Annotated in this window: 23 protein-coding genes; 6 read left to right on the top strand and 17 right to left on the bottom strand. The window is 61.0% G+C overall.

What is annotated here, in order from left to right; all coding sequences use genetic code 11:
* Window positions 1-129 precede the first annotated feature (129 nt).
* From C0058_RS05885 to C0058_RS05865, 5 genes are all read right to left on the bottom strand, one after another.
* Entirely contained in the window at window positions 130-666 is a 537-nt protein-coding gene (locus tag C0058_RS05885) for a GNAT family N-acetyltransferase (RefSeq protein WP_102368201.1), read from the bottom strand.
* On the bottom strand, window positions 650-1,150 hold the full coding sequence (locus tag C0058_RS05880; protein WP_102370223.1) for an ATP-binding protein: 501 nt from the start codon (window positions 1,148-1,150) through the stop codon (window positions 650-652). The genes C0058_RS05885 and C0058_RS05880 overlap by 17 nt, the downstream gene beginning before the upstream one ends.
* 192 nt (window positions 1,151-1,342) lie before the next feature.
* A complete protein-coding gene (locus tag C0058_RS05875) occupies window positions 1,343-2,449 on the bottom strand; it encodes an NADH:flavin oxidoreductase/NADH oxidase (protein ID WP_003209564.1) in 1,107 nt (368 codons plus the stop codon).
* A 151-nt stretch (window positions 2,450-2,600) separates the two neighbouring features.
* Window positions 2,601-4,310, bottom strand: coding sequence for a single-stranded-DNA-specific exonuclease RecJ (recJ, locus tag C0058_RS05870; protein ID WP_008438230.1), 1,710 nt, complete (start codon window positions 4,308-4,310; stop codon window positions 2,601-2,603).
* A 186-nt stretch (window positions 4,311-4,496) separates the two neighbouring features.
* Window positions 4,497-5,039, bottom strand: coding sequence for a YaeQ family protein (locus C0058_RS05865; protein ID WP_003209567.1), 543 nt, complete (start codon window positions 5,037-5,039; stop codon window positions 4,497-4,499).
* Between the two features lie 145 nt (window positions 5,040-5,184).
* Here C0058_RS05865 and C0058_RS05860 point away from each other — a divergent pair, with 145 nt between their 5' ends.
* Both C0058_RS05860 and C0058_RS05855 read left to right on the top strand, forming a co-directional pair.
* Window positions 5,185-6,384, top strand: a complete 1,200-nt coding sequence (locus C0058_RS05860) for a CaiB/BaiF CoA-transferase family protein (protein ID WP_003209568.1) — start codon at window positions 5,185-5,187, stop codon at window positions 6,382-6,384.
* Window positions 6,384-7,262, top strand: coding sequence for a TIGR02285 family protein (locus C0058_RS05855; protein ID WP_102368200.1), 879 nt, complete (start codon window positions 6,384-6,386; stop codon window positions 7,260-7,262). Before C0058_RS05860 ends, C0058_RS05855 begins: the two co-directional genes overlap by 1 nt.
* Window positions 7,263-7,433: 171 nt before the next feature.
* Here C0058_RS05855 and C0058_RS05850 read toward each other — a convergent pair whose 3' ends face one another.
* Window positions 7,434-7,718, bottom strand: coding sequence for a DUF3509 domain-containing protein (locus tag C0058_RS05850; RefSeq protein WP_003209570.1), 285 nt, complete (start codon window positions 7,716-7,718; stop codon window positions 7,434-7,436).
* A gap of 302 nt (window positions 7,719-8,020) precedes the next feature.
* Between C0058_RS05850 and C0058_RS05845 the strand changes: the two genes are divergently transcribed.
* Together C0058_RS05845 and C0058_RS05840 are read left to right on the top strand one after the other, a co-directional pair.
* Window positions 8,021-8,221: a hypothetical protein gene (locus C0058_RS05845; protein ID WP_003209572.1), complete on the top strand. Its 201-nt coding sequence runs from the start codon at window positions 8,021-8,023 to the stop codon at window positions 8,219-8,221.
* Window positions 8,222-8,371: 150 nt separating this feature from the next.
* Window positions 8,372-9,025 carry a response regulator transcription factor gene (locus C0058_RS05840; protein WP_003209573.1) on the top strand — a complete coding sequence of 218 codons (654 nt, stop codon included), beginning with the start codon at window positions 8,372-8,374 and terminating at the stop codon, window positions 9,023-9,025.
* On the opposite strand, the gene C0058_RS05835 is transcribed toward C0058_RS05840, so the two are convergent.
* From C0058_RS05835 to ffh, 11 genes are all read right to left on the bottom strand, one after another.
* The gene (locus C0058_RS05835) at window positions 8,994-10,238 is read right to left on the bottom strand and encodes an EAL domain-containing protein (RefSeq protein ID WP_003209575.1); all 1,245 of its coding nucleotides are present in this window, start codon (window positions 10,236-10,238) and stop codon (window positions 8,994-8,996) included. The two genes, C0058_RS05840 and C0058_RS05835, sit on opposite strands and share 32 nt — an antisense overlap.
* Before the next feature lie 73 nt (window positions 10,239-10,311).
* A complete protein-coding gene (locus C0058_RS05830) occupies window positions 10,312-13,893 on the bottom strand; it encodes a transporter substrate-binding domain-containing protein (protein ID WP_102368199.1) in 3,582 nt (1,193 codons plus the stop codon).
* A 109-nt stretch (window positions 13,894-14,002) separates the two neighbouring features.
* On the bottom strand, window positions 14,003-15,412 hold the full coding sequence (gene thrC / locus C0058_RS05825; RefSeq protein ID WP_003209579.1) for a threonine synthase: 1,410 nt from the start codon (window positions 15,410-15,412) through the stop codon (window positions 14,003-14,005).
* 67 nt (window positions 15,413-15,479) lie between these two features.
* Entirely contained in the window at window positions 15,480-16,784 is a 1,305-nt protein-coding gene (locus C0058_RS05820) for a homoserine dehydrogenase (RefSeq protein WP_003209580.1), read from the bottom strand.
* Window positions 16,785-16,910: 126 nt separating this feature from the next.
* Entirely contained in the window at window positions 16,911-17,642 is a 732-nt protein-coding gene (dsbC, locus tag C0058_RS05815; RefSeq protein WP_003209582.1) for a bifunctional protein-disulfide isomerase/oxidoreductase DsbC, read from the bottom strand.
* A 154-nt stretch (window positions 17,643-17,796) separates the two neighbouring features.
* On the bottom strand, window positions 17,797-18,693 hold the full coding sequence (gene xerD, locus C0058_RS05810; protein ID WP_003209584.1) for a site-specific tyrosine recombinase XerD: 897 nt from the start codon (window positions 18,691-18,693) through the stop codon (window positions 17,797-17,799).
* A gap of 362 nt (window positions 18,694-19,055) precedes the next feature.
* Window positions 19,056-19,406, bottom strand: coding sequence for a 50S ribosomal protein L19 (rplS, locus tag C0058_RS05805; protein ID WP_003175895.1), 351 nt, complete (start codon window positions 19,404-19,406; stop codon window positions 19,056-19,058).
* A 45-nt stretch (window positions 19,407-19,451) separates the two neighbouring features.
* Window positions 19,452-20,162, bottom strand: a complete 711-nt coding sequence (gene trmD / locus C0058_RS05800; RefSeq protein WP_236260845.1) for a tRNA (guanosine(37)-N1)-methyltransferase TrmD — start codon at window positions 20,160-20,162, stop codon at window positions 19,452-19,454.
* Between the two features lie 43 nt (window positions 20,163-20,205).
* Window positions 20,206-20,742: a ribosome maturation factor RimM gene (gene rimM, locus C0058_RS05795; RefSeq protein WP_003175898.1), complete on the bottom strand. Its 537-nt coding sequence runs from the start codon at window positions 20,740-20,742 to the stop codon at window positions 20,206-20,208.
* A 5-nt stretch (window positions 20,743-20,747) separates the two neighbouring features.
* Entirely contained in the window at window positions 20,748-20,999 is a 252-nt protein-coding gene (gene rpsP, locus C0058_RS05790) for a 30S ribosomal protein S16 (RefSeq protein ID WP_003209587.1), read from the bottom strand.
* A 250-nt stretch (window positions 21,000-21,249) separates the two neighbouring features.
* Window positions 21,250-22,626 (bottom strand): signal recognition particle protein, encoded by a 1,377-nt coding sequence (gene ffh / locus C0058_RS05785; protein ID WP_003209589.1) that lies wholly within the window; start codon window positions 22,624-22,626, stop codon window positions 21,250-21,252.
* A 234-nt stretch (window positions 22,627-22,860) separates the two neighbouring features.
* On the opposite strand from ffh, the gene C0058_RS05780 reads away from it, so the two are divergent.
* The gene (locus C0058_RS05780; protein ID WP_010176828.1) at window positions 22,861-23,673 is read left to right on the top strand and encodes an inner membrane protein YpjD; all 813 of its coding nucleotides are present in this window, start codon (window positions 22,861-22,863) and stop codon (window positions 23,671-23,673) included.
* 12 nt (window positions 23,674-23,685) lie between these two features.
* The gene (locus C0058_RS05775) at window positions 23,686-24,924 is read left to right on the top strand and encodes a transporter associated domain-containing protein (RefSeq protein WP_102368198.1); all 1,239 of its coding nucleotides are present in this window, start codon (window positions 23,686-23,688) and stop codon (window positions 24,922-24,924) included.
* Window positions 24,925-25,123 lie beyond the last annotated feature (199 nt).

Below are 25,123 nucleotides of genomic sequence, written 5' to 3'. Positions count from 1 at the left end.
AGGATCAACAAGCCGATTTCCTGGGCCAGAAATCATGCTTACCTTAAGCGTAGAAACTATCTTGCCGGGCGTGGGACTTTTTTAGAGTAATCACTTAAAAAAACGCTTGCAGGGCAATGACCTACAGCGTTATCCCACAAGCGGCCGGTACAGGTGGATGTCGTGCGGCTCCTGCTGAAACAGCTCGGGATCCGGCTGCTTGAGCAACCGGCAGCCGAGCCGCAGATAGAACTCCACCGTATTGCGCGATTCCGTGGCCGATACGTACAACGCCTCGGCCCCGGCTGCGCGGGCGTGTTCACAGGCCAGGGCAAACAGCTGGCCACCCAGGCCCAGGCCACGGGCCCCATGGCTCACATGCAGGAATTTGAGCTGGCGCATACGCAGGCCCTGGTTGAGGATAACCCGGTTGTCCAGCACCACGGCCGCCAGCAGCTTCTCATCGTCAAACACTCCGTGCAGCCACCCTCCGCGCTTCAGGCACGCCTGCAAGGCCACGGCATCCTGCTCGGCTTCGCCTTCGGGCCAGCCGCGCATGTCGTGGTGCTCGGGGTACAGCAGCAACTCCCCGTGCTCCACGCGATAGCACGCCTCGATCCGTTCGGTACGGTCAATCAGCGCCAGCAACGGCAGGTCCTTTTCGGTCAGGTCACGCTTGATCAACATGCTGTGCTTCCAAGGGTTGATGGTGAACAAGGTTGAATCCTTCCGCAGGTGTCGGTGCTTCGAAATAGCCGGTGATCAAGTCGAACTGGGCGTCACTGGTTTCGAACGCGTGGGTACCCTCCGCGTTGCGCGCACGCAGGCGTGCCTTGCAGACCTCGTCCGGTACGTCCAGGTAATGCAATTGGTGGTCAGCGCCTGCGCCTTCGAACAGTGAGCGCATCCAGCGGCGGCTGACCAGGGTGTTGGCGGGAAAATCCAGCACCACCGAGACGCCGGCCTTGAGCAACGAGATGATATGGGCCGTCAACGCATCGCGCAGGTGGCCGGTGCAGCGCACGTAGTCGCCCAGAGCCTGGATCTGTCCGGGATAAAGGCGTGGCAGCCACTCATCCTCGCTGATCAATACCGTCTGTGGGGCTTGCGACAACTGCTGGGTCAGGGTCGATTTACCGGATGCGATTTTGCCGCAGATCAGGTGCAACATGAGCTTCTCCTTGTGTCGCAGGGCTTGGCCGGTGATCGGCGGGCAATAAAAAACCCGCCGGATCAAGGGCGGGTTTTTCATGCTTTTCCAGCACGCGTCAGCCCACCCTCTCCTGGAGGGTGGGAATAATCGAGGCGTTCAGTAATAGAGTCATAGTTTCGACATTAGCTTCAGGCGTTTTCCTACGCAAGGTTAATCCCGCAAATCCGACTCATGAATCGGCTGGTCGCGATGGGTGGCCCGCTGATACTGGGCCGGCCAGGTGGCTTTGCGCCCACCCAGGTCATCGTCGGCATGCAGTGGCCAGTACGGGTCACGCAACAGTTCACGGGCGAGGAAAATGATATCGGCCTGGCAGGTGCGCAGGATGTGCTCGGCCTGGGCGGGCTCGGTAATCATGCCCACGGTGCCGGTGGCGATTCCCGACTCTTTGCGCACACGCTCGGCAAAGCGGGTCTGGTAGCCGGGCCCGGTAGGAATTTCCGCATTGGCCGCGGTGCCACCCGAGGAGACGTCGATCAGGTCGACGCCCAGGTCTTTCAGGCGGCGCGCCAGTTCGACGGTTTCATCCGGGTTCCAGCCGTCCTCGACCCAATCGGTGGCCGAGACCCGCACAAACAGCGGCAGCTCCTGCGGCCAGGCTTCACGCACCGCCGTGGTCACTTGCAGCACCAGGCGGATGCGGTTTTCGAACGAGCCGCCGTACTGGTCCTGACGCTGGTTGCTCAGGGGCGAAAGAAATTGATGCAACAGGTAGCCATGGGCGGCATGGATTTCCGCCACTTTGAAACCGGCGGTCAACGCGCGCTTGGCGGCAGCGACGAAGTCAGCGATCACTTGCTGGATCTGCCCTTCATCGAGTTGCTTGGGTGAAGTGTGCTGCGGATCGAAGGCAATCGGCGAGGGGCCCACCGGCACCCAGCCACCGTCTTCCGGCTTGACGCTGCCGTGCTTGCCGATCCATGGCCGGTGCGTGCTGGCTTTGCGCCCGGCGTGGGCCAGTTGAATGCCCGCCACCGCGCCCTGGGCATTGATAAAGCGCGTGATGCGTTGCAGCGGTTCGATCTGTTCGTCGTTCCACAGGCCCAGGTCCTGGGCGGTGATGCGGCCATCGGCAGTCACGGCGGTGGCTTCGGTAAAGATCAGCCCGGCGCCACCGACGGCACGGCTGCCGAGGTGCACCAGGTGCCAGTCATTGGCCAGACCATCGACGCTGGAATACTGGCACATTGGTGACACGGCGATGCGGTTGAGCAGGGTCAGTTGGCGCAGGGTATAGGGTTCAAGCAGCAGACTCATGGGGCACCTCTTTTATGCAGTGGGCAGGCTCCAGGGTTCTGTTTGAAAGGTCGACGAAAAACCCGTCCCCGGCGGGCTGAAATAAGACAAGGTCACAAGACCGATCACACAGTGCTTAGAGACTAGTCGACAACAGAGGATTGCACAGGGTTCAGCGCGGCTCGATATGCGCGATCATCAGTTGCACGGTTTCCTGGCCACGGAACTCGTTCACGTCGAGCTTGTAGGCCAGTTCCACCCAGCGAATGGTGGGATTGGGCCAGATCTCGCGGTCGATGCCGAAAGCAATGCCATCGAGCTTCACCGATCCACACTCGCTCTTGAGCACCACCTTCAGATGGCGCTCGCCGACGACGCGCTGCTCCACCAGTTGGAACACCCCGTGAAACAACGGCTCTGGGAAATGCTGGCCCCACGGCCCGGCGTTGCGCAGGGCGCGGGCCAGTTCCAGGTGAAACTCTTCAACCGCCAGGGTGCCGTCGGACAGCAGCCGGCCCGTCAGGTCTTCTTCGCGCAGTTGCCGACGCACTTCGGCGTCAAAGGCCTCGGCGAACAGTGGGAAGTTGGCCTCGGGCAAGGTAAGACCCGCCGCCATGGCGTGGCCGCCGTACTTGGCGATCAGCGTTGGGTGCTGGCTGGCCACCACGGCCAGCGCGTCACGAATATGAAAACCCGGCACGGAGCGCCCGGAGCCCTTGAGCAGGCCGTCACCGGCGTCGGCAAAGGCGATGGTCGGGCGGAAGTAACGCTCTTTCATGCGCGAGGCAAGGATGCCGATCACGCCCTGGTGCCATTCCGGGTCGAACAGGCACAAGCCATACGGCATCGACTCCACCGGCAAGTCCTTGAGCTGGGCCAGGGCCTCGCGCTGCATGCCTTGTTCGATGGACTTGCGGTCCTGGTTCATGCCGTCCAGTTGCGCGGCCATTTCCCGGGCGGCGGCGAAATCCGAGGTGAGCAGGCACTCGATACCCAGGCTCATGTCATCCAGGCGCCCGGCGGCGTTCAGGCGCGGGCCGAGGATAAAACCAAGGTCGGTGGAGGTGATGCGGGCGTGATCGCGCTTGGCCACTTCGAGGATCGCCTTGATCCCCGGCCGGGCACGACCGGCGCGAATGCGTTCCAGGCCCTGGTAGACCAGGATGCGATTGTTGGCGTCCAGCGGGACCACGTCGGCCACGCTGCCCAGGGCCACCAGGTCCAGCAGTTCGCCGATATTCGGCTGCGGCTTGTTCTCGTACCAACCCAAACTGCGCAAGCGCGCACGCAGGGCCATCAGCACGTAGAAGATCACGCCCACACCGGCCAGGGCCTTGCTGGGGAATTCACAGCCCGGCTGGTTCGGGTTGACGATGGCGTCGGCTGCGGGCAGTTCGTCGCCCGGCAAGTGGTGGTCGGTAACCAGCACCTTGAGCCCCGCCGCTTTCGCGGCCGCCACGCCTTCGACGCTGGAGATACCGTTGTCCACGGTGATCAGCAGCTGTGGCTGGCGCTGCAGGGCCACGGCGACGATTTCCGGGGTCAGGCCGTAGCCGTATTCGAAACGGTTGGGCACCAGGTAGTCGACATGGGCGGCGCCCAACAAGCGCAGGCCCAGGGTGCCCACGGTGCTGGCGGTGGCGCCGTCGGCGTCGAAGTCACCCACGATCAGGATCCGCTGGCGCTGCTCCAGGGCCGTCACCAGCAAGTCCACCGCAGCATCGATGCCCTTGAGCTGCTGATACGGGATCAGCCGCGCCAGGCTTTTATCCAGCTCGGCTTCCGATTGCACCCCGCGTGCGGCGTAGAGACGGGTCAACAACGGTGGCAATTCACCGAGGAATGGCAGGACGGCGGGCAACGGGCGAGGATCGATACGCATGGGGTGACGGAAGCTTCTCTTTAATGTTGAAAATTAGCGGTGATCCCTTGTAGGAGCTGTCGAGCCCCAGCGAGGCTGCGATGGGATCACCTCGGTGTACCTGTCAGACCGCAGCGCCTGCATCGCAGCCTCGCTGAAGCTCGACAGCTCCCACACTCGACCAGCGTCCAATCAGTTATCGACGTTTCAGCCGCGCTCGCCAGCCAGCCATTCCAGCTGGACTTCGTGCTGCCCACGGTCATCGGTCACGAAGATCGTGCCTTCGCTGATCATCACGTCCCACTTGATCACCCGGGGCATGTCCTTGGCCAGCACTTCCAGGATTTCCTGGGGTACGGCGGCGATGCTCACGTTTTTCAGGTTCTTCGCCACCGGCACCACTTTGCCTTCCCAGACGCGCAAGCTGCCGTAGGCCAGCAAGGTCGTGCGTTCGGTACGGCGGGAACACCAGGTCAGGCGGTCCGCATCCGGCTGGCCGACTTCGATCCAGTGCAGGACGCGATCATCCAGGCTTTTTTCCCACAGCGCTGGTTCGTCTACATCTGACAGGCCACGACCGAAAGACAACTGTTCGTTGTAGAAAAGCGCGTAGGCCAGCAAACGCACGGTCATGCGCTCTTCGGTTTCCGAAGGGTGGCGGGCGATGGTCTGCTTGACACTCTCGTACACCGAACGGTCAAGGTCGGTGAGGTTGAGTTCAAACTTGTAGGTCGTGGACGGCTGGGCCATGAACGGACTTCTAGAGACAGGGAAAGGCGGCAAGTCTAACCGATGGCGAGGTGATTCAACGAATACTGCGCTGCATCATCCTTATCACTGCGCCACTCGCCTATGTTAAAAGGCTCACATCCCTGCCCTGCCCGAAAGGTTCCTCATGTCGTTTACCGCCAAACCACTTGCCGGCCTGAAAGTCATCGAACTCGGCACCTTGATCGCCGGCCCGTTTGCGTCGCGCATCTGCGCCGAGTTCGGCGCCGAGGTGATCAAGGTCGAATCCCCGGATGGCGGCGACCCGCTGCGCAAGTGGCGCAAGCTGTATGAAGGCACCTCGCTGTGGTGGTTTGTGCAGGCGCGCAACAAGAAATCCCTGACCCTGAACCTGAAACACCCGGACGGCCTGGCGATTCTCAAGCAACTGTTGGCGGACGCCGATATTTTGATCGAGAACTTTCGCCCTGGCGTGCTGGAAAAACTCGGCCTGAGCTGGGAAACCCTGCACGCCCTGAACCCAAAACTGGTGATGGTGCGTCTCTCAGGCTTCGGCCAGACCGGGCCGATGAAGGACCAGCCAGGGTTTGGCGCGGTGGGCGAATCCATGGGGGGCCTGCGTTACATCACCGGTTTCGAGGACCGCCCGCCGGTGCGCACCGGGATTTCCATCGGGGACTCGATCGCGGCGTTGTGGGCCGTGATCGGGGCGCTGATGGCCCTGCGTCATCGTGAAGTGAATGGCGGGCTCGGCCAGGTGGTGGATGTGGCGCTGTATGAGGCGATCTTCGCGATGATGGAGAGCATGATCCCGGAGTTCGACGTGTTCGGCTTTATCCGCGAGCGCACCGGCAACATCATGCCCGGCATCACGCCCTCCTCGATCCACACCAGCAAAGATGGCAAGCATGTGCAGATCGGCGCCAATGGCGACGCGATCTTCAAGCGCTTCATGTCAGCCATTGGTCGGGACGACCTGGCCAACGACCCGGCGCTGGCCAGCAACGATGGCCGCGACAGCCGGCGCGATGAGTTGTACGGGGTGATTGATCGCTGGGTCAACTCGCTGCCGCTTGAGCAAGTGGTGGAACAGTTGAACAAGGCCGAAGTGCCCGCCAGCCGTATCTACAGCGCGCAAGACATGCTGGGAGACCCGCAATTTCTCGCCCGCGAGATGTTCCTCAAGGCGCAGCTCCCGGGCGGCAAGGACTTCAAGATGCCCGGCATCGTGCCCAAACTGTCGGACACACCGGGCAGCTGTGAGTGGGTCGGACCGCAGTTGGGCGAGCATAACAGCGTGGTGCTCGCTGAATTGGGCTACGACGCGGCCGCCGTTGCCCGCCTGCGTGAGAACGGCGCGATCTGATGGGCCGGCGCTTCATCATTCGACTCTGCCTCCTGGGTTCACTGCTCGGGACTTGGCCACTGTCGAGCCAGGCCCAGGAAACCTTGATCTGGCTGTTGCGTGACCTGCCGCCAGTGACGATTTTCGAAGGCCCGCAAAAAGGCCAGGGCGCCCTCGACCAACTGCTGCCGATACTCGCCGAACACATGCCGGAGTATCGACATCAGATCCTCCACGTGAACCGCGCGCGCGGCATGCAGATGCTCCGCGACCCCGGCACGCTTACCTGCGACCCGTCCCTGTTGTGGACGGCGGAGCGCGCTAAAACCATCGTGTTTTCCGCCCAGGCCTTCGCGGCCGTGAGCAACGGGGTGACGATCCGCCAGGGTCAGCGGGCGCTGCTGGCGCCGTTTGTGGTGGATGGACTGTTCGACCTGGAGGCATTTTTGAATGCACGGGATGCGCGCCTTGGCATCATCGCCGAACGCAGCTACGGCCCCATCATCGATGAAGCGCTGAAGCACACCAGTGCTCACAAACTGGCGCCGCATTACGGCAATGACGCCCTCGGCAGCCTGCTGCAGATGCAACGAAAGGGGCGGCTGGAAGCGGTGCTGGGTTACTGGACAGAAGTGCGCTACCAGGCGCTGCAACAAGGCATTGATCCACAGGAGCTGATCTTCTACCCCATCAAAGGCACCCCGCCCTATCAACTGACCCGGATTGCCTGCACGGATAACGCCTCAGGCCGCACGGCTATCGAGCGGATCAATCAGGTGCTGCGCGAGATCCCGCAGGAGCAACTGCGACAGTCCTACGCCTCATGGCTCGACCCGGTCATGCGTGAGCAATACCTGCAAGACCACCCGACGTTTTTTCAGGATGCCCCGAGCCCATGACAAATCGCAGGCAAAAAGAAACCCCGAGCAGTGGGGAGACAACTCGGGGTTAATAAGGGCCTAAAAAGACCAGTAACAACGAGCCACAAGCACCGGAGCACAATGCTTGATCTCGCTGTTACAAAATCTGACTCACCTTGCCGTAGGAAGGTTCCCAACAAAAATAAATCTTCATGCGCAGGCGATCGGCCGAGTCAGGGCCGCATTGCGCAGGGCCGCCATGACCGAGGGTTCCAGGCGTCCTTCGGCAATCATCAAGTCGCGGTGCAAACAGTCCACCACATCCACCAATGCACGCTTGTCGGTCAATTGTGCCTGGTCGACTTCTCGTTCGACCACGATGGCACCGGCCGGATTCTTTACGGTCACCAGGCATTCGCCCTGCACACCCGAGGTGGTCAGCGTGACCTGATAAGGGCTCAGTGCTTCACCGAGCAATAGGCTGATACTTTCCATCTCGATCACCACTCAATAGTTCGGAAACAATCGTGTAAACGGGAGCTGCATCTATCCTAAGTGACTATTTGCGTCGTAGGAAAGTTCGCTTTTTCGTCTTTCAAGGGTTGCCGGGGGATGACGTGTCCAGCATGCGCTTGCAACATGACAAGCAAAAAACGGCAGCACATAACTGCTTACTCAATGAGTTGCCGTTTTGGCGCTGATGCCGAGGGTGAATCCTATACTCGATGAGCGCTGATCATGCCGGCACATCGATAAACAGCGCATACCAAAAGGCCCCGTTGCGAAGGACGAAGACCATGCTGGAACACGAAAAAGAGCAGGCAATACTAGAGAAGATTCACGCCGACATATCCAGAATTTATGCCGAGCAACGCAAGCTAAACGCAGAATCCCACAAGATAACCCGAGAGAATTTCTGGTATCCCGTTGGTATCGCCATCGGCTTCTTCACGGCTGTCGGAACCGTAATGGCAGTGGCTCAGAAACTACTCGCCTAAACGATCACTCCGACCGGGCCTGCCAGAAACGAAAAACGCCGCTGCCCCACGGACGGGGACGCGGCGTTTTTTACGCCTTTGTAGAACCCACCTTCAGAGCCTCTCCTGCGTTAACAGGCTAGAATCCCCAAATTACCCTGGGAGCCTGTATTGAACGAAACGTCTGACAAGCCATTGCGCATCGTCCTCGCCGACGACCACCCGATTTTCCTCATCGGTCTGCGGGCAGTCCTGGAACGTGACGAGAGGCTAACCATCGTCGGTGAAGCCAACTCACCCCAGGCCCTTGGCGAACTGCTGCAACGTTGTGCCTGCGACATTCTGGTGACCGACTTCATGATGCCCGCCGAGCCCCAGGCCGACGGCTTGCGCCTGATCGAACAACTGCGCCGGCATCACCCGGGCCTGCCCATCGTGGTGGTGACCATGCTGAACAACGCCGGCCTGTTCCACGCCATCCTGGAGTTGGGTGTCATGGGCCTGCTGAGCAAGGCCAGTCTCGCAGACGAATTGCCTGAAGCAATCCGTCAGGTGCGCCAGCAGCGACGTTATGTGGCCCAGACCATCAGTCAGTCACTGAACCTGGCAGGCGTCGAGCGTGTGCACTCCCAGGATCAACTATCACCCCGTGAACTGGAAGTCATCCGCCTGCTGGCCGGCGGCCTGACGGTAGGCGAGATCGCCGCGAATCTTCATCGCAGCAAGCAAACCGTCAGTGCACAAAAGGTCAGCGCCATGCGCAAGCTGGGCCTGAGCAACGACGCCGCGCTGTTTATCTATGTGCAGGAACACGGGCTGGCCTAGCCTGAAACGCGATCCACTGCTTGAGCGCCTCGGCGTCCATGGGGCCGGCGATAAAGCAGCCTTGCAACCACGCAGCCCCCAGTTCACTTACCGCGTGATAGTCGGCGGCGCTTTCAACCCCGGTCACCACCACACCCACACCCAGTCGCCTCGCCATGCTCATGGCGCCGGCAACCACTGCCGCCTTGCGATCGTCCCTGGCCATGCCGCTGGCAAACGCCGGCGGGATCTTCAATTCGCTGAAGGGCAATTCCAGCAAGCGTTGCAGGCTGGTGCCGCCCACGCCGAAATCACCGATGGACAGCTTGCACCCCATCATCCGCAAACGCAGCAAGCCGGTGACGTGGGCGCTGTCGGTGTTCAGGCGCGAGGTTTCCACCAGTTCCAGAGTCAGGCCACGGGCGGGCACGCCGTGAAGTTGCAGCAAGCCTTGCAGCACTTGGGGAAAGTGCGGACGCTCCAGCATCCGCCCCGGGATATTCACCGCCACCGGCAGCACCTGCCCGGTTTCGCGCATGACGTGTGCCGCCTGGCCCAGCGCTTGTTCCAGCACGTGCCAGGTAAACGCCTCTTCCATTCCGGCAAACTCCAGCACCGGCAGAAACGCGTCAGGCAACAGCAACTCGCCGTCAGGAAGCTGCCAGCGGGCCAGCGCTTCGACACCTTGCAACGCGCCCGCCTGGCTGACAATGGGCTGATACCAGACCGTGCCGCAGCGGGCGATAGCGACCTGGCTCAGATCTGCCGAAGGCGGCAACTGCTCGGACTCACTCAAGTCCAGCAACTGGCGCACCCGCTCCCAGGACACCACCGGCGGCCCGGGCCGCAAGCGTTCCCGGCACGCCTCGAGGACTTTCCCGATCAGCGTTGCCGACGCCGGTTTGGGCAGGCAGCCGAGCACGTTGAGCCCCAACTGTCGGGCCATGTGCGCCACGCCTTCCAGCACATCCGGCTCGGCGTTGCTCAGCAGGATCAACACCTGAGCCTGGCGGCGCTCGGCCATTTCCCGAATCAGCTCAAGGCCATCACCCTGCTCCAGGTACAGATCGCAAATCGCGATGTCCACCGCGCCCTTGCTCTCCAGTGACTGGCGAGCGGCGTCAACCGTTTCGGCCGTGCGTACATTGAATACGCCGTTGGCGTTGAGCATCTGATGCAGGGCCATCAGTTGGAACGGGTTATCTTCGAGGATCAGGACGTTGAGGGAGCGCATGAAAAACGTTACCGGGGAGAAGCGAGGGTGCACAGACTAATAAAAACCCCGCGCCTTCCCCATAGGACATGTCTTATTCGGACGGGTCCAGATAAGCCTCAAGCTCGACCTGGAATTCGATCAATGCTTCGCGCAGCGCTAACCAATGCAGTTCAATCTCAGCGTTGCGCTGCTCCCGAATACACCCTTCCAGCGCCACACAGGCCTTGGCCAGCGGCAACGCATCCACCAGGCAGCATATGCCCTTCAGGCGGTGCAGCGAGGCGGCCAGCCGGACCTGGTCGTGGTCCGCCATGGCGGAGGCCATCAGGTTATGCTCCTGCTCAAGGCTCCTCGCCAGCTCCTGCAGCATCCGCTGCAAAACCGGTCCGTCGGCCTGGGTCATGGTGCGCAGGGTCTGGATGCTGAAAGAACGTGCAGGCACGACGCGGGCGAGCACACGCGTCCAGTGCTCAAGGGTCACGGGCTTGACCAGCAGTTCATCCATTCCCGACTCCCGGCAGCGCTGCTGTTCATCATCCAGGGCATTCGCCGTGCAACCCACCAGCGCCAGGCGTGGCCGTTGCTCCTGGGCTTCCAGCCGGCGGATGGCCTCACTCAAGGCGTAGCCGGACATGCCCGGCATATTGCAATCGGTGACCAGGACGTCAAACACCTCATGGTGCCAACGCTGCAAGGCCGCTTCGGCCGAATCGACGGCCACTACTTGATGACCCAGGAACTGCAACTGCTGAACCAGCACCAGCCGATTGGCCGGCAGGTCATCCACCACCAACACCGACAGGTTGCGGCCGGCCACCAGCAGCGGTACACCGGCAGATGCTGGCACGTCGTCGCTGCTGACCCGATCCAGGTACAGGTCGATGCACACCACCGTGCCCTCTCCCACCACGCTGCTCAGGGTGATGCTGCCTCCCATCAATTCCACCAGTTGCTGGCAGATGCTCAAGCCCAGTCCCGTGCCGCCGTGCTCGGCAGCCGTCCGCGCGCTGACCTGGATAAACGGCTTGAACACTCGCGCCTGCTGCTCGACGCCAATGCCCGGCCCGCTGTCCTCCACACACAGCTGCAAATATTCGGCCCCCGCCGGGTCAAGCTTGCGCGCAACACTGACCCGAACCTCACCGCGCGAGGTGAACTTGAGCGCGTTGCCCAACAGGTTATGGATAACCTGACGCAGGCGCAGCGGGTCGAACCAGTAATATCCTTGCGCGCTCGGGTCGAATGCCAGGGTCAGGTGAAGGCCCTTTTTCTGCGCCATGGGTTCGAACAAGCGCTGTATGCCCTCGAAGAAACCTTTCAAGTCAGTGGCCTGCGGCGCCAGTTGCAGATGACCGGCTTCAATCTTGGCCAGGTCCAGGCTGTCACCCATCAGGGCAATCAACTCACGCGCCGAGCGATGGGCCACTCGCAGGGCTTCAGACACTGGCTTGCCTTCAGCCTGGGCACGCTCCTGCTCCAGCTCGAGCAGACCGATAATGGCGGTCATCGGCGTGCGAATCTCGTGGCTCAGGGTCGAGAGAAACGCGCTTTTTGCGTAGTTCGCTTCGTCAGCGGCCTGCCGCGCATCCATCAGCTGGAGCTCCAGGACCTTGCGCTCGTTGATATCGACCCAGCCACCGAGCAAACCCTGGAGCTGGCCCTTGGCGTCGAAGAACGGCACCGTCCACTGATACACATGAAACGCCCCGCCATTGAACTCCAGCTGCCGGTCGACGAACAGCGACTGCTGGCTCGCCAATTGCTCCATGTGGCCGGCATGCAGGCGCGCGGCCGTAGCGTCAGGCATCAGCCCGCTTTCCATCAGCGTCAGGCCCTGGATCTGCTCGCGCCGGGTGTTCAACTGTTGTTCATAGCTGGTGTTGCAGGTCACCAGGCGTCCTTCCAGATCACGCACAAATACCGGGTTGGGCATGCCGTCCAGCAGCGCGCGCTTGAACGCCAACTGGTCGTTGAGCCGCTGCTCGGCCTGGAGGCGCTGGCGAATCTGGCGCTTGAGCCGGCTGTTCCAGGCCAGGGACACCAGCACAAACAGCAGCGCCATGGCGACCGTCCAGTAGGCCCATGGCGGCACACGCTGCCAGGCCGGCACCGGGACGGGTACGCTCCCCAGCCAACGCAAACGCAGGGCGCTCAATTCCGCGACCGGCAGCGCTTCCAGCGCCTTGTTCAAAATGCTCAGCAGTTCCGGTTGATCCTTGCGCACCGACAGGCTGTTGGCCGACCACTTGCCCTCGACACTGCGGCCGATGCGCAACTCATCGGCCGGGTAACTCTGCACTTCCACTTCACTCTGGATAGTCGCCGCCGCGCGACCCTGCGTTACCAGCTCACGGGCCTGGACGTAGTTATCCACCGATTGCAGCTTGATCCCGGGGTGCTCGCGACGAATATATCCCTCCAGGACATGGCGTGCCGGCAGCGCCAGCACCTTGCCTGAAAGCTCGCTCAAACTGGCCACTGGCGGTGCGTCAGCGCGCTGGATAAACACCCAGCCTGAGCCCCCGAACCCATGGCTGAAATCGAGAAAGGCCTTGCGCTCCTGATTTTCGGCCAGGGTGGTGTTCATGTCCGCCCTGCCCGTTTCCAGCAACCCCAGGGTCTGTGCCGTGGAGGACACTTCCTCCATCACGAACTGCAGGCCGGTCATGCGTGAAATGCGGTTGAGCAAGTCCACATTCAGCCCCACCCACTGGCCGTCCTTGTCCTTGAATACATAGGGAGACAGTTGCTGGGACGCCACCACCACATGCGGATGCTGAAGTACCCAGGCCCGCTCCGGGGCCGACAAGGCGATGCGCTCGGCGGCAATGCCCACCCCCAGTCCGGTGGTCCAGCGCGCAAGGATCTCCCGCCGCACAGACTCATCAATACTCGCCAGCGCCCGGTCCATCAGCGTCCCCAACAGCGGGTCGGCCTCCCGCGTGGCAAAGGCAAAGCCGATGGGCGCCAGCCGGCTTTCCACCTTGATCTGCAAGCCCAGGTAGGGCCGCAGCGATTTATAGGCGCGCACGATCACTTCGTTGCCGATAAACGCATCGGCATCACCTTGCTTCAGCGCTTCGAGGCCACTGTAGAGATTCGGTGCCAGCATGATGTGGCTCCCGGGATACGCCTGATGGACGTTCTTGACGTTGGCGTAACCGTCCAGCAACACCAGCTTCTTGTCCTTGAGGTCCTCGTTCTGGGTGCTGTCATCCCGGCGCACGACCACCACCGAGCGGTCCGGCATGTAGTCTTCGGTAAAGCGCAACCCCGACACATCACGCTCGTAACCGTTGGCACTGGTGAGAATATCGATGGCGCCGCTCCGCAGGGCCTCCACCGCCTGCGCCCGCTCGGCAAAACCCAGGACTTGCATCGGTGCATGCAGACGCGCGCCGATCAGGCTCAGGTAATCGGCGCTGATGCCCTGGTAGCGATTGCGGTCGCGGGTGATATCGATCGGCTGATAGTCATCAATCGAAATGCCCACTCTCAGTGGCCGATGGGCCGCCAGCCATTGCTGCTCGCTGGCCGTCAGGGGCATGGGCTCCAGGGCAATGAACGCCGGCACCAGCTTGAACGGCAGGCTGACAGCCGCGAGGCTTGCCGAACCATGGCCAAGCAGCAGCACACATGCCAGCCACGCGTGTGCTCGGGTCGATAAATACACCGGTTGGGTTTCCTTGATTATTCTTGTTGGTCGCCGCGCAAGTATGGCTCGCCAGAATGAAAAAGCCCGTCACGAAGACGGGCTTGATCCACCACGCAAAGCCGTTGGATCAGAGTGGCTTGCCGCGATTGCCATGCTGGCTGACAAACGCCTGCACCGCTTTCAGGTCATTGGCCAATACCGTGCAACGCTCTTCACGCTCAAACAGGTCGGTGAGGTGCGGCGGCAATTCCAGCGCCTTGCCAACCCCGGCCTTCTCTACCGCTTCCGGGAATTTGACCGGGTGCGCGGTGCCGAGAATCACCATCGGGATGTCCAGGCTGCGGCGGCATTCACGCGCGGCCTTGACACCAATGGCGGTGTGCGGGTCCAGCAGCTCGCCGGTCTGGGCGTAGACTTCGGCGATGGTCTCGCAGGTTTCTGCGTCGTCCACCGCCAGGGAGTCGAACAGCTTGCGGGTTTCGGTCCAGCGCTCCTGCTCGACGCTGAAACCGCCACCTTGCTTGAAGCTGTCCATCAGGCCGGCCAGTGCAGCACCGTTGCGACCGTGCATGTCGAACAGCAGGCGTTCGAAGTTCGACGAGACCATGATGTCCATCGACGGCGACAGTGTGGCGTGCAGGGTTTCCTTGACGTACTGGTTGCCGCTCATGAAGCGGTGCAGGATGTCGTTGCGGTTGGTGGCGACGATCAACTGGTTGATCGGCAGGCCCATGTTGCGTGCCAGGTAACCGGCGAAGATGTCGCCGAAGTTGCCGGTTGGCACCGAGAACGACACCGAACGCGCCGGGCCGCCCAACTGCAGGGAAGCATGGAAGTAGTAGACGATCTGGGCCATGATCCGCGCCCAGTTGATCGAGTTCACCGCTACCAGGCGGGTGCCCTTGAGGAAGCTCTGGTCGGCGAAGCTGGCCTTGACCATTTCCTGGCAGTCATCGAAGTTGCCTTCGATGGCGATGTTGTGGATGTTCTCGCCGAAGATCGTGGTCATCTGCCGACGCTGCACTTCCGACACGCGGTTGTGCGGGTGCAGGATGAAGATGTCGACGTTTTCGCAGTGCTTGCAGCCTTCGATCGCCGCCGAGCCGGTATCACCGGAAGTAGCGCCGATGATCACCACGCGCTCACCGCGTTTTTCCAGCACGTAGTCCAGCAGGCGACCCAGCAGTTGCAGGGCGAAGTCCTTGAACGCCAGGGTTGGGCCGTGGAACAGCTCCAGGACCCATTCGTTGCCGTTCAGTTGACGCAACGGGGCGATGGCGCTGTGGGAAAACACGCCGTAGGTTTCTTCCAGGATCTTCTTGAAATCCGCATCCGGGATGCTGCCGGTGACGAACGGGCGCATGACCCGGAACGCCAGCTCGTGGTACGGCAGGCCGGCCCACGAAGCGATTTCTTCCTGGGTGAAGCGTGGCAGATTTTCCGGCACGTACAGGCCGCCGTCAGTGGCCAGACCGGCCAGCAGAACGTCTTCGAAATTCAGGGCCGGTGCCTGGCCGCGGGTGCTGATATAACGCATGACTGGCTCCTCTAGAGCATGCTTGAACAAGGGCCGCCGAACGCGTGGGGCCCTTGCCGCAAAACGATTAGTTCAGGTGTTCGACGCGAATCCGCACCACCGGCCCAACCACGCCCTGCAACGCTTCAAGCGCGGCGATGGCGTCGTTGATGTGCTGCTCCAGCACACGGTGGGTCAGCAGGATCATGGGCACCAGGCCGTCCTGTTCTTCGACTTCCTTCTGCATGATCGATTCAATGTTGATGCCGCGCTCCGACAGGATGCTGGCCACCTGGGCGAGCACGCCCGGATGATCCTTGGCCTGGATGCGCAGGTAGTAGGCACTTTCGCAGGCTTCGATCGGCAGGATCGGGTGGGCCGACAGCGAGTCCGGCTGGAAGGCCAGGTGCGGTACGCGGTTTTCCGGGTCGCTGGTCATGGCACGCACCACGTCCACCAGGTCGGCGATCACAGACGAAGCGGTCGGCTCCATGCCGGCGCCGGCGCCGTAGAACAGGGTGGAACCGGCAGCGTCACCGTTGACCATCACGGCGTTCATCACGCCATTGACGTTGGCGATCAGGCGGTCGGCCGGGATCAGTGTCGGGTGCACACGCAGCTCGATACCGGCCGGGGTGCTGCGCGCCACACCGAGGTGCTTGATGCGGTAGCCCAGGGCTTCGGCGTAGTTCACGTCGGCGGTGGTCAGCTTGGTGATGCCTTCGGTGTAGGCCTTGTCGAACTGCAACGGGATACCAAAGGCGATGGACGCCAGGATGGTCAGCTTGTGGGCAGCGTCGATGCCTTCCACGTCGAAGGTCGGATCGGCTTCGGCGTAACCCAGGGCCTGGGCTTCGGCCAGCACGTCTTCGAAGGTACGGCCCTTCTCGCGCATTTCGGTGAGGATGAAGTTACCGGTGCCGTTGATGATGCCGGCCACCCAGTTGATACGGTTGGCGGACAGGCCTTCACGGATCGCCTTGATCACCGGGATGCCACCGGCCACGGCGGCTTCGAACGCCACGATCACGCCCTTCTCGCGGGCCTTGGCGAAGATTTCGTTACCGTGCACGGCAATCAGCGCCTTGTTGGCAGTGACCACATGCTTGCCGTTTTCGATGGCCTTGAGCACCAGCTCGCGGGCCACGGTGTAGCCGCCTACCAGCTCGATGACGATATCGATTTCAGGGTTGGTGGCGACTTCGAAGACATCGTTGGTAATCGCAATACCGGTCGTTTGGAACTGAGGCTTTGGCGTACGCGTGGCAATTTGTGCCACTTCAATCCCACGCCCTGCACGGCGGGAAATTTCTTCAGCGTTACGCTGAAGTACGTTGAAGGTGCCGCCACCGACGGTCCCTAACCCACAGATGCCTACTTTGACCGGTTTCACTGAAGAACTCCCCATGAAACGGCCGACTCAAGGTCGGCCGTGAAAACAGCCGCACAACTGCGGCTCTCTATTAATGACCCGCCGAACTGTCGGCGGATCATGATCGTCAAGGCTCGACGATAATGCTTACTTTGCGTTCAGTGCCAGTTTGGCAACTTGCGGCGCAGGCTGGTAGCCCGGAATCACCTGGCCGTCAGCCAAAACGATGGCCGGCGTACCGTTCACACCAATCGACTGGCCGAGGGCGAACTGCTTGGAAACCGGGTTGGCGCACTTGGCGGCCTTGATTTCCTTGCCATCGACCATCTTGTCCATCGCCGCTTTCTTGTCGGCCGAACACCAGACGGCTTGCAACTGCTCGTCACCCGGCGAACCCAGGCCCTGGCGCGGGAACGCCACGTAGCGCACTTCAACGCCGAGCTTGTTCAGCTCAGGCACTTCGGCATGCAGCTTGTGGCAGTACGGGCAGGTGGTGTCGGTGAACACGGTGATGTGGGTCTTGGTTTCGCCGATGGCCGGGTAAACCACGGTTTCAGCCACCGGAATACCGTTGATCAGCTTGGACACGCCCAGGCGCTCGGCTTTCTCGGTGAGGTTCACCGGCTTGCCGTCTTTGAGCTGGAACAGGTAGCCCTGGACGATGTACTGGCCATCGGCACTGGCGTACAGCACGCGACTGCCCTTGAGCTTGACTTCGTACAGGCCGGCCATCGGGCTGGCGTTGATGCTTTCAATCGGGGTGTCGAGCTGGAGGGCTTCCAGGCTCTTGCGGATTGTCTTCTCTGCGGCGTCGTCGGCGACGGCAAAGGTTGAGACCAACGCAATGGCTGCGATGGCAAAAATCTGGGTCAAGCGCATGGGAACTCCTGAAGGCAGATGCAGGGACGGGAGCAGGAACACCGATCTTCAAACACGGGTTTGGGCCGTCCCCTTTGCGAACCGGCAAAGCCTACCACAGTTGGGCCGCAGGGCAGCCAGTCGCGGGGAAATTGGGCTTTTTCCGAAGTGTTTTTCATCCACGGGGATGGTGCTTGGCGTGCATCTCCTGCAAACGTGCCCGCGCCACGTGGGTGTAGATCTGGGTGGTGGATAAGTCGCTGTGGCCCAGGAGCATTTGAACCACGCGCAAATCCGCGCCGTGGTTGAGCAAATGCGTGGCGAACGCGTGGCGCAGGGTGTGGGGCGACAGCGACTTGCCGATGCCGGCAACCTTGGCCTGGTGCTTGATGCGATGCCAGAAGGTCTGGCGGGTCATCTGTTCGCCGCGCTGGCTGGGAAACAGTACATCGCTGGGCCGACCGTTGAGCAACTCGGCTCGGGCGTCGCGCATGTAGCGTTCGATCCACACGATCGCCTCTTCGCCCATGGGCACCAGGCGCTCCTTGCTGCCCTTGCCCATTACGCGCAATACGCCCTGGCGCAGGTTGACCTGTTCCAGGGTCAGGCTGATCAGCTCGGTGACGCGCAGGCCGCAGGCATACAGCACTTCCAGCATGGCACGGTCGCGCTGGCCGATGGCTTCGCTCAGGTCGGGGGCTGCGAGCAGGGCTTCGACGTCGGCTTCCGACAGGGATTTGGGCAGTGGCCGGCCCAACTGTGGCATGTCGATTTGCAGGGTTGGGTCGACAGCGATCAGCTTTTCCCGCAGCAGGTAGCGATAGAAGCCACGCACGCCTGAGAGAAAACGCGCAGTAGAGCGAGGCTTGTAGTTTTGCTCCAGGCGCCAGGCCAGGTGGTCGAGAATCAGCTCGCGACCGGCGTCGAGCAGCTCGAGGTTTTTCTCCTGCAGCCAGCCATTGAACAACGCGAGGTCGCTGCGGTAAGCCTGGCGGGTGTTGTCCGACAGGCCTTTTTCCAGCCAGAGGGCGTCGAGGAAGCGGTCTATCTGGGGGTGGTCGATGGCGGACATGAGGGCTCAAGCAGGGAAAATGGCGATGTCGGGTAGATCCTATCGCAGCACGGGCCGCTACACATCAATGAAAGCGGGCAAATAATCTGTGGCAAGGGAGCTTGCTCCCGCTGGGGCGCGAAGCGGCCCTGATTGACCATTGAGGTCCAACAGAGAGACTTCTATTGCCGGTTTCAGGGCCGCTGCGCAGCCCAACGGGAGCAAGCTCCCTCGCCACAAAAGCGGAAAACGGCTTTAAGGTCAGTGCGACGCTGAATTTCTTCGAGGCGGGGAGTCATGAATAGATACCGGGGAAATGGACAAATTTCAGGCAACAAAAAAGCAGCCCGTAGGCTGCTTTTTTCTGCATCGGGAAGCTGGACTTAAGCCAGTTTTTCCTTGATGCGAGCTGCTTTACCGGACAGGTCACGCAGGTAGTACAGCTTGGCTTTACGTACGTCACCGCGACGTTTAACGGCCATGCTGTCGATTTGCGGGCTGTAGGTCTGGAAAGTACGCTCTACGCCAACACCGTTGGAGATTTTACGAACAGTGAAAGCACTGTTCACACCACGGTTACGCTTGGCAATTACCACGCCTTCGAACGCTTGCAGACGCGAACGGTCGCCTTCCTTCACTTTCACCTGAACGACAATGGTGTCGCCCGGGGCAAAGGTAGGGATCTCTTTGGTCATCTGCTCTGCTTCGAGTGCAAGGATGATTTTGTTAGTCATGCTGTGCTCCTAAGGTAAGTCGTCGGACCTACCATCGATACGTTGTTAACTATCGTCCCGCCCGAGGATGTATTCCTCGAGCAGCTTCTTCTCTTCTCCAGAAAGCGAGCGGCTTTCCAGAAGATCGGCGCGTCGTTCATAGGTCCGCCCGAGGGACTGCTGTAAACGCCAACGCCGGATGTGTGCGTGATTGCCACTTAGCAATACGTCGGGAACACGCTGATCCGCATACACCTCCGGTCGGGTGTAGTGCGGGCAATCCAGCAAACCATCCGTGAAGGAATCTTCCTCCGCGGAGTCCGCATGCCCTAAAGCTCCAGGCAGCAGTCGTGTAACCGCATCTATCAGGACCATCGCCGGCAGCTCGCCGCCAGACAGGACATAGTCCCCAATCGACCACTCTTCATCGACATGAGCATCAATAAAACGCTCGTCAATGCCTTCATAGCGACCGGCAATCAGGATTAATGCTTCCAGATTCGCCAACTCGCGTACCGCCGACTGATTCAGCTGACGGCCTTGAGGGGACAGGTAAATTACCTTCGCCTTCTCCCCGGCGGCTGCCTTGGCCTGAACCAACGCATCTTCCAGGGGCTTGATCTTCATCACCATGCCCGGGCCACCGCCAAATGGGCGATCGTCCACAGTGTGATGTCGATCCGTCGTGTAGTCTCGCGGGTTCCAACAGGTGAGCTGCAAGAGCCCCTGTTTCACCGCCCGACTGGTGATGCCGTACTCGCTGATGGCGGAAAACATCTCGGGAAACAAACTGATCACTTCAACGCGCAGGTTAGCCACGTTAGAAGTCCGCGTCCCATTCCACCTTCATCTCGCCCGCTGCCAGGTCGACGGCCAACACGCATTGCTCGGTATAGGGCAACAGGCGTTCGCGATCATCCAGGCTGCCAGCGCAAGGCTTGACCACCATTACATCATTGGCGCCGGTTTCCAGAAGATGATCGATTTTCCCGAGCAATTGCCCAAGTTGATCAATAACCTTCAGACCTTCCAGCTGGTACCAGTAGTACTCGCCGTCGGTCAATTCAGGGAACAGGTTGCGCGGCACGCAGATCTCATAACCGGCCAGAAGACGAGCTTCTTCACGATCATCAAGACCCTTGAGCTTTGCGACCAGGAACTTGTCGCTCCCGCGTCCACTGACCAGCTCTACCTGTTTCACACTACCTTCGCGCTTGAGCGTCCAGGTCTTGTACTGCAACAGGTTTTCAGTCGGATCAGTAAAGGAATACACCTTCACTTCGCCGCGAACGCCATGAACAGAATAAATCTTGCCGATAACGATCAAATCATCAGCAACCGCTGGCGTCGCGTTCATATTGCTCAGGCCGCAGCCTTAGATGCATCCTTCAACAACTGAGCAACGCGCTCAGAAGGTTGTGCACCAACGCTCAGCCAGTAGGCTACGCGCTCTTGGTTCACGGACAGACGGACTTCTTGACCACGAGCGATCGGGTTGAAGAAGCCAACTTGTTCCTTGTGAGAGCCGTCACGTGGGTTGCGGCTGTCAGTTACGGTCAAGTGGTAAAACGGGCGCTTTTTGGAGCCGCCAAGGGCAAGACGGATTGTTAGCATGTGAACATCGTTCCTGTAGTCGGTGCTGCAAATCTAAATGCACAGCGGGCATAGGTGCCCGAAAGGCCGCATATTCTAAGGAATATCCGGACTTTTGCAAATGTCTTTTTCTGGCGCCTATCAGCGTGCCATTCAGATCTGCTATAGAGCCGTCGGTTAAAACGGCAAGTCAGCTCCCGCCAATGGCGGGTTTGCTGGAGATCCCGCATCCCTGCGGGTCGGAGCAGAAGCGAACTTCTGCTCGAATTCTTTACATTTTCGGCATGCCGCCGCCGGGCAACATACCGCCCATGCCGCGCATCATCTTGGCCATTCCGCCTTTTGCGGAGAATTTCTTCATCATCTTCTGCATCTGCTTGTGTTGCTTGATCAAGCGACCGATGTCCTGCACCTGGGTGCCGGAACCCATGGCGATCCGACGTTTGCGCGAACCGCTGATCAGCTCAGGGTCGCGGCGCTCGGCCGGGGTCATGGAATTGATGATGGCTTCCATCTGCTTGAATTGCTTCTCTGCCGCGCCCTGGGCATTGCCCATTTGCGCCAGGTTCACGCCGCCGATGTTCGGCAGCTTGTCCATCAGGCCGCCGAGGCCGCCCATGTTCTTCATCTGCTGCAGCTGGTCGCGGAAGTCCTCGAGGTCGAAGCCCTTGCCCTTCTTCAGCTTTTTAGCCAGCTTGTCGGCCTTGTCCTTGTCGAGGGTCGCTTCCGCTTGCTCGATCAGGCTGAGCACGTCGCCCATGCCGAGGATACGCGAGGCGATACGCTCAGGGTGGAACGGCTCGAGCGCTTCGCTCTTCTCGCCCATACCGATGAACTTGATCGGCTTGCCGGTAATGGCGCGTACCGACAAGGCGGCACCGCCACGGGCATCGCCGTCGACCTTGGTCAGGATCACACCGGTCAGCGGCAGTGCATCACCAAAGGCCTTGGCGGTATTGGCCGCATCCTGGCCGGTCATGGCATCGACCACGAACAGGGTTTCTACCGGGTTGATCGCGGCATGCAGCGCCTTGATCTCGCCCATCATCTCTTCGTCGATGTGCAGGCGACCGGCGGTATCGACGATGACCACGTCGATGAATTTCAGCTTGGCTTCTTTAATAGCCGCCTGGGCGATATCGACCGGTTTCTGGCTCAGGTCGGACGGGAAGAAGGTCACGCCCACTTCGCCCGCGAGCATTTCCAGCTGTTTAATAGCCGCCGGGCGGTAAACGTCGGCAGACACCACCATCACCGACTTCTTCTTGCGCTCTTTAAGGAAGCGCGCCAGTTTGCCGGCGGTGGTGGTCTTGCCCGCACCTTGCAGACCGGCCATCAGCACAACGGCTGGCGGCACGGCGCTGAGGTTCAAATCTTCGTTGGCCGCGCCCATCAGGCTTTCGAGTTCGGCCTGGACGATCTTCACAAAGGCCTGGCCCGGCGTCAGGCTGCGGGACACTTCGGTGCCGACCGCGCGCTCTTTGACCGAGTTGACGAAGTCCTTCACCACCGGCAAGGCGACGTCGGCTTCCAGCAACGCCATGCGCACTTCACGCAGGGTGTCTTTAATATTGTCCTCGGTCAGCTTGGCCTTGCCGGTGACATGGCGCAGCGTCTGCGAGAGACGGTCAGTCAGATTTTCAAACATGCGCGATCCTTTCAGGCCCTATTCATCGAAATGCATTGTTAGACCGAGGTAATGGCGGCCCAGGCTGTGGTAAATCGCTATTAAAAACAGCGCTCGGCGAGCCTGCGGCGTGGGCAGGTCGCGGATTATAGCGAAGACTGTCGCCATGCACACCCGCTGTCTGGCCTGAGAGTCTTTCGTGTTACGCAGGTGTATGCCAAACTCAGCGCCTTTCGGGCCTGCTTAACAGGATTTATGCTCCCTTTGTCACCCAGTTTGCTACCCAGCCTCGCCGCCGCCATCTTGTATGCCGCTGCGACCCTCTATCAGGGCACTCGTCTGGCCCAAGGCGCCAAGGCCGACAAACGCCTGCTGGTAGGCCTTGGCGTCCTCGCCCTGCTGGCTCACGCCGCCAGCCTGTTCACGCACTTGATGACGCCGGTCGGCCTGGGCCTGGATTTCTTCAGCGCTGCCAGCCTGATTGCCGCCGCGGTGATCGCGCTGACCCTGATGGCCTGCTACCGGATCCCGGTGGAGAATCTGCTGGTGCTGTTGTTCCCGCTCGGGATGCTGACGGTGCTGCTGGCGCAATTCACACCGACCGGCACCGTGCAGGTCATTGATGAAGAGCCGGGCATCCTCGCCCACATCCTGCTGTCGATCCTCGCCTACGGCATGTTCACCATCGCGGTGTTCCAGGCCTTGCTGCTGCTGTTGCAAGACCACCAGCTCAAGCACAAGCACCCGTCGGGGCTGATCAAGAACTTCCCGCCGCTGCAAACCATGGAAAGCCTGCTGTTCGGCTTCCTCTGGGCCGGCTGGACGCTGCTGTCGCTGTCGCTGATCTCCGGCTGGCTGTTCGTCGAGAACCTGTTTGCCCAGCATCTTGTGCATAAAACCCTGCTGGCCTGCCTGGCCTGGGTGGTGTTCAGCGTGCTGCTGTGGGGCCGCAACCGTCTCGGCTGGCGCGGGCACAAGGCGATCCGCTGGACCCTGGCCGGTTTCTGCCTGCTGATGCTGGCCTATTTCGGCAGCAAGCTGGTTCGCGAATACATCCTGCATATCTGACGGGCAGCCGACATGGACAACTTGCCCTTGGGGCCGATGCTTGCGGTAGTAGCCTTGCTGGTTTTATGGTCGGCGCTGTTTACCGCCATCGAAGCCGCCCAGCAACATTTGCTGGCCCTGCGCCCCGGCACCCGCCAGGGTGACAAAGCCGCCGCCCGCCTGAACTTCCCGCGCAACAGCCTGATCCTCTGCAATACCCTGTGCCGCGCCGTGGTGGTGATTCTCTGCACCCTGCTGGCGATCTACGCCTGGGCGCAAAACGGCCCGTGGCTCGGCTGGGCGATCTCCAGCGCGGTGCTGCTGGTGCTGGCCGACTATCTGCCGCGTGCCCTGGCCACTCGCCACCCGCAAACCATCCTTGGCTTCGGCAATACCTTGCTGAGCGTGCCGCTGAAAATCCTTTATCCGCTGGCCTGGCTGCTCAACGGTGTCAGCCTGTTGCTGCTGCGCCCGTTCACCCGCAAGCCCGGGCTGGTCAAGAAGAGCGACGAGCCGCAGCCGGACCAGGACGACGAGCCGGAAGCCGAAATCCCCAACACCCGCGCGCCGGGCATGCCGGGCATCCACGCCCTGGACAACATCACCGTCAACGACATCCTGGTGCCCCGCAGCGAAGTGGACGGCATCAACCTGGATGACCCGGTAGAGGAAATCATCGAGCAACTGCGGGTTTCCACCCGAACCCGGCTGCCAGTGTTCCACAGCGACATCAACCAGGTCGAGGCGGTGCTCAACACCCGGCAGATCCGCCACCTGCTGCCGGACGCCAGCCTGACCAAGGAAGCGCTGCTGGAGGCCTGTCACGAGCCCTACTTCGTCCCGGAAAGCACACCGCTGCAACTGCAATTGCTGAATTTTCACAAGCAACAGCGCCGCCTGGGCATGGTGGTGGATGAGTACGGCGAAGTGCTGGGCATTGTGACCCTGGAAGACATTCTTGAAGAAATCGTCGGTGAGTTCGAAAACGAGCAGCACCTCGACAACCCGCACATCCAGCCCCAACTGGATGGCCGCTACGTGATCGACGGCGCCGCCTCGATCCGTGACTTGAACAAAACCCTCGGCTGGCACCTGCCCAGCGACGGCCCCAAGACCCTCAACGGCCTGGTGACCGAAGCGCTGGAGACCATCCCGGACTGCGCCGTGTGCCTGAAAATCGGCCGTTATCGCCTGGAAATCCTCGAGACCGAGGACAACCGCGTCGCCAAGGTGCTGATCTGGCACACCAGCACGGTGCCGGTCGCCGCTTAAGCCCCTTGTTGGATCCGCAAACCCCTTCCTATAATCGGGCGGCTTACCCAAGCCCCGCCCGACCGCGTGCTACCCGCACTGAGCGCGTCCAGGCACCGCTTTACCGTGTCTGACCGGTGTTTGCTCCCATCCCGAGCCGCCCCGCGCACAACCCTGATCCATGGGTGTTCGACCAATAATAATCCGCGTCCAAACGCGC

This window comes from Pseudomonas sp. NC02 (assembly GCF_002874965.1).
Classification (GTDB): domain Bacteria; phylum Pseudomonadota; class Gammaproteobacteria; order Pseudomonadales; family Pseudomonadaceae; genus Aquipseudomonas.
This window is presented reverse-complemented; position numbering and strand designations above follow the sequence as displayed.

Coding starts and splice junctions, on each gene's coding strand:
- C0058_RS05885 (WP_102368201.1), bottom strand. CDS start 666: ATGTTGATCAAGCGTGACCTGACCGAAAAGGACCTGCCGTTGCTGGCG.
- C0058_RS05880 (WP_102370223.1), bottom strand. CDS start 1,150: ATGTTGCACCTGATCTGCGGCAAAATCGCATCCGGTAAATCGACCCTG.
- C0058_RS05875 (WP_003209564.1), bottom strand. CDS start 2,449: ATGAGTCTGCTGCTTGAACCCTATACCCTGCGCCAACTGACCCTGCTC.
- recJ (WP_008438230.1), bottom strand. CDS start 4,310: ATGCGTATCGATCCTCGCCCGTTGCCCGCCGTCCTGCCATTCCTCGGT.
- C0058_RS05865 (WP_003209567.1), bottom strand. CDS start 5,039: ATGGCCCAGCCGTCCACGACCTACAAGTTTGAACTCAACCTCACCGAC.
- C0058_RS05860 (WP_003209568.1), top strand. CDS start 5,185: ATGTCGTTTACCGCCAAACCACTTGCCGGCCTGAAAGTCATCGAACTC.
- C0058_RS05855 (WP_102368200.1), top strand. CDS start 6,384: ATGGGCCGGCGCTTCATCATTCGACTCTGCCTCCTGGGTTCACTGCTC.
- C0058_RS05850 (WP_003209570.1), bottom strand. CDS start 7,718: ATGGAAAGTATCAGCCTATTGCTCGGTGAAGCACTGAGCCCTTATCAG.
- C0058_RS05845 (WP_003209572.1), top strand. CDS start 8,021: ATGCTGGAACACGAAAAAGAGCAGGCAATACTAGAGAAGATTCACGCC.
- C0058_RS05835 (WP_003209575.1), bottom strand. CDS start 10,238: ATGCGCTCCCTCAACGTCCTGATCCTCGAAGATAACCCGTTCCAACTG.
- thrC (WP_003209579.1), bottom strand. CDS start 15,412: ATGCGTTATATCAGCACCCGCGGCCAGGCACCGGCCCTGAATTTCGAA.
- dsbC (WP_003209582.1), bottom strand. CDS start 17,642: ATGCGCTTGACCCAGATTTTTGCCATCGCAGCCATTGCGTTGGTCTCA.
- xerD (WP_003209584.1), bottom strand. CDS start 18,693: ATGTCCGCCATCGACCACCCCCAGATAGACCGCTTCCTCGACGCCCTC.
- rplS (WP_003175895.1), bottom strand. CDS start 19,406: ATGACTAACAAAATCATCCTTGCACTCGAAGCAGAGCAGATGACCAAA.
- trmD (WP_236260845.1), bottom strand. CDS start 20,162: ATGTTTTCCGCCATCAGCGAGTACGGCATCACCAGTCGGGCGGTGAAA.
- rimM (WP_003175898.1), bottom strand. CDS start 20,742: ATGAACGCGACGCCAGCGGTTGCTGATGATTTGATCGTTATCGGCAAG.
- rpsP (WP_003209587.1), bottom strand. CDS start 20,999: ATGCTAACAATCCGTCTTGCCCTTGGCGGCTCCAAAAAGCGCCCGTTT.
- ffh (WP_003209589.1), bottom strand. CDS start 22,626: ATGTTTGAAAATCTGACTGACCGTCTCTCGCAGACGCTGCGCCATGTC.
- C0058_RS05780 (WP_010176828.1), top strand. CDS start 22,861: ATGCTCCCTTTGTCACCCAGTTTGCTACCCAGCCTCGCCGCCGCCATC.
- C0058_RS05775 (WP_102368198.1), top strand. CDS start 23,686: ATGGACAACTTGCCCTTGGGGCCGATGCTTGCGGTAGTAGCCTTGCTG.